4 protein-coding genes and 1 pseudogene are annotated in these 3,244 nt (G+C 74.2%); all 5 read right to left on the bottom strand.

The annotated features are described in order from the left end of the window. Nucleotides 1-393 (bottom strand): annotated as a pseudogene (locus G3I41_RS30680) (hypothetical protein); the annotation flags it as partial. 136 nt (nucleotides 394-529) lie between these two features. Next, entirely contained in the window at nucleotides 530-1,153 is a 624-nt protein-coding gene (locus G3I41_RS30675; protein WP_164403806.1) for a GNAT family protein, read from the bottom strand. A 17-nt stretch (nucleotides 1,154-1,170) separates the two neighbouring features. Continuing rightward, nucleotides 1,171-1,686, bottom strand: coding sequence for a MogA/MoaB family molybdenum cofactor biosynthesis protein (locus G3I41_RS30670; RefSeq protein ID WP_164403805.1), 516 nt, complete (start codon nucleotides 1,684-1,686; stop codon nucleotides 1,171-1,173). Further along, the gene (moaC, locus tag G3I41_RS30665) at nucleotides 1,683-2,183 is read right to left on the bottom strand and encodes a cyclic pyranopterin monophosphate synthase MoaC (protein ID WP_164403804.1); all 501 of its coding nucleotides are present in this window, start codon (nucleotides 2,181-2,183) and stop codon (nucleotides 1,683-1,685) included. Before moaC ends, G3I41_RS30670 begins: the two co-directional genes overlap by 4 nt. Nucleotides 2,184-2,304: 121 nt before the next feature. Then, on the bottom strand, nucleotides 2,305-3,244 hold a 940-nt coding region (glp, locus tag G3I41_RS30660), incomplete at its 5' end, for a gephyrin-like molybdotransferase Glp (RefSeq protein WP_164403803.1).

Here is a 3,244-nt window from a genome sequence, read left to right as displayed (position 1 = left end):
CGCGTCGATGCCGCCGGGGCGCGCGCGCCGGGCGGCCGGTCCGGCGCCTCGCCGCTTGCGGGGGGCGCGCTCCGGCGTACCGGCCGGATCGTGCATCCGGACCTCGGTGTGCGCCGGGGGCGCGGCGAAGGCCCGGACGTCCACGGGGTCCAATCGGTCCGTGCTCACGTCCGGGTCGGCGTCGGGTGCCGCCTCGTCCTCGGTGCGCTCCTGGAGCCCCTTGGCATACCGGCGCTCCATCGCCGCCCGGCCGGACAGCAGCCGGATGGCGGTGCTGAAGCGCTCCGTCGGACGCTCTTCGTTCAGCTCGTCCTGCCTGCGGAGCCACATCGGCACCAAGTAGGCGGCCCAGGCCCCGACGATGACTGCGTAGATGAGGCCGCTGCTGCTCACATCTCACACCGTAGAGGGGTTTGCGCGGAGGCATCCGCCAATTGGCACGGTGTGTCGCACGATCCGGCCGATATCACGGACTTTTTTATGAGGGTCCGGATCAGCCGATCGATATGAATTCGAACAAATTTTTTATTTACGCGGGGGGCTCCGGCTGATCCGTACGGGGAACGGGCCGCGAGCGGTGCCACCTCCGCAGCAGCCCGTCCGGCACTTCCTCCGCCGTGAGCGCGTAGATCAGGTGGTCGCGCCACGCCCCGTCGATGTGCAGATACCGCGGACGCAGCCCTTCCTCGCGGAATCCGAGTTTCTCCACGACCCGCCGGCTCGGACCGTTCTCGGGCCGGATGCACACCTCGATGCGGTGAAGTCCCACCACCCGGAAGCAGTGGTCGACGGCGAGCGCGACGGCGGTGGGCATCACCCCGCGCCCGGCCACCTCCCGGTCCACCCAGTAGCCGACGTGCCCCGAGCACATCGAGCCCCAGGTGATCCCGGCGACGGTCAGCTGCCCGACCAGCCGGCCCCGGTACTCGATGGCGAACGGCAGCATCCGGCCCGCGTTCGCCTCGGCGCGCAGGTGGCGGATCATCTGGCGGTACGTGGGCCGCTGGGCGACCGGTCCGCCGGGCGCGGGCGGCGGGACCGTCGCCTCCCAGGGGCGCAGCCAGTCCCGGTTGCGCCGGTTGACCTCGCGCCAGTCGCGCTGGTCGCGCAGCTTGATGGGCCGGAGGGCGACATCGCCGTCCACCAGGATCACCGGCCAGGTCGGGACGTTCAGCTCGGGCTCCCGGGTCGGGGGTGGTCGCCGCCGCGCAGCTGGTCCACGGCGTGCACCAGGAGCCGTTCCAGGACGGCGAGGCCGTCGCGCACGCCGCCGGTCGAGCCGGGGAGGTTGACGATCAGGGTGCGCCCGGCCACGCCCGCCAGTCCGCGCGAGAGCGCGGCGGTGGGGACCTTGTCGCGGCCCTCGGCCCGGATCGCCTCGGGGATGCCGGGCACCTCGTGGTCCAGGACGCGGCGGGTGGCCTCGGGGGTGCGGTCGGTGGGCGAGATGCCCGTACCGCCGGTGGTGACGACCACGTCGTACGCGGCGGCCACCGCGGTCCGCAGCGCCCGCTCGACCGGGTCGCCGTCGGGCACGACCTCCGGGCCGTCGACGGTGAAGCCGAGCCCCGTCAGCGCCTCGGCGATCAGCGGCCCGCCCCTGTCCGCGTAGACCCCGGCGGACGCGCGGTTCGACGCGGTCACGACGAGGGCGCGGTACGGGGCCGGGGCGCCGGCGGCGCTCACGCGCCGGTCCCGGGGGCCTCGGCGCGTACGTAGTCGCCGGACTTGCCGCCCGACTTCGCCTCGACCCGGATGTCCGTGATGACCGCGGCCTTGTCGACCGCCTTGACCATGTCCACGACGGTGAGGGCGGCCACCGACACGGCGGTCAGGGCCTCCATCTCGACGCCCGTGCGGTCGGTGGTCCTCACCGTGGCGGTGATCTCCACGGCGTCGTCGGCCACGACCAGCTCGACGCCGACTCCGGAGACGGCCAGCGGGTGGCAGAGGGGGATCAGGTCCGGGGTGCGCTTGGCCCCCATGATCCCGGCGATCCGCGCGGTGGCGAGGGCGTCGCCCTTGGGGACCCCCTCGCCCCGGAGCAGTTCGATCACACGCGGCGACACGAGGACCCGGCCGCTGGCGCGGGCGACGCGCGCGGTGACGTCCTTCCCGGAGACGTCGACCATGCGGGCGGCCCCCGCCTCGTCGATGTGCGTCAGCCTGTTCTGCGTACTCAACTCACTCCGCCTAGCGGTAGGGCGCCGGATTCCCCGGGCCGCACCGGGGCGCGGGTCCGGGAGCCGGGGGGTGTCCCCCGGACGGCACAGCGCCAGATACCGTACCGCCACCGGGGTGCGCTCAGCGGAGCAGGATCACCTCGGTGTCGGAGCCGGGCTCGGCGGAGGTGACGTCCTCGGGGAGCACGATCAGGGCGTCCGCCTGGGCGAGCGCGGCGATCAGATGCGAGCCGGAGCCGCCGACGGGCGTGACGGTGCCGGCCTCGGCGTCGTACGTCCCGCGCAGGAACTGGCGCTTCCCGGCGGGTGAGGACAGGGCCTTCTCCGCGACGAGGGCGGCCTTCACCGTCGCGCGGTCGAGGGCGGGCAGGCCCATCAGGGTGCGGATCGCGGGGCGGACGAACAGCTCGAAGGAGACGTAGCTGGAGACCGGGTTCCCGGGGAGGGCGAGCAGCGGGGTGTGCTCGGGGCCGATGGCCCCGAAACCCTGCGGTTTGCCCGGCTGCATGGCGAGCTTGCGGAAGTCCACACCGCCGCCCGGCCCGTCCTCGTCGCCCACGGAGGACAGGGCCTCCTTTACCACGTCGTACGCGCCGACGCTGACGCCGCCCGTGGTGACGACGAGGTCGGCGCGGATCAGCTGGTCCTCGATGGTGGCGCGCAGGGTCTCGGCGTCGTCGGCGACGGCACCGACGCGGTAGGCGATGGCCCCGGCGTCCCGGGCGGCGGCGGTGAGCGCGAAGCTGTTGGAGTCGTAGATCCGGCCGCCCGTCAGCTCGCCGCCGGGCTGCACGAGTTCGCTGCCGGTGGACAGGACGACGACGCGGGGGCGGGGCCGCACCTTGACGGTGGAGCGGCCGATCGCGGCGAGCAGCCCGATCTGCGGCGGTCCGATCACCGTGCCCGCCTTGAGCGCGAGGTCGCCGGGGCGCACATCGCTGCCCCGCTCCCGGACGTGGGCGCGGGCCTCGGCGGGGCGGTGGACGCGGACCTCTCCGCCGGCGGCCTCCGGGGCGTCGCTGTGGGCGCGCATCGCGTCGGCGGGGCCCTCGCCCGTGCCG

The organism is Streptomyces sp. SID9727 (assembly GCF_010550605.1).
Lineage (GTDB): Bacteria > Actinomycetota > Actinomycetes > Streptomycetales > Streptomycetaceae > Streptomyces.
The sequence above is the reverse complement of the archived record's forward strand: the minus strand, read 5'-3'. Positions and strand labels throughout refer to the sequence as shown.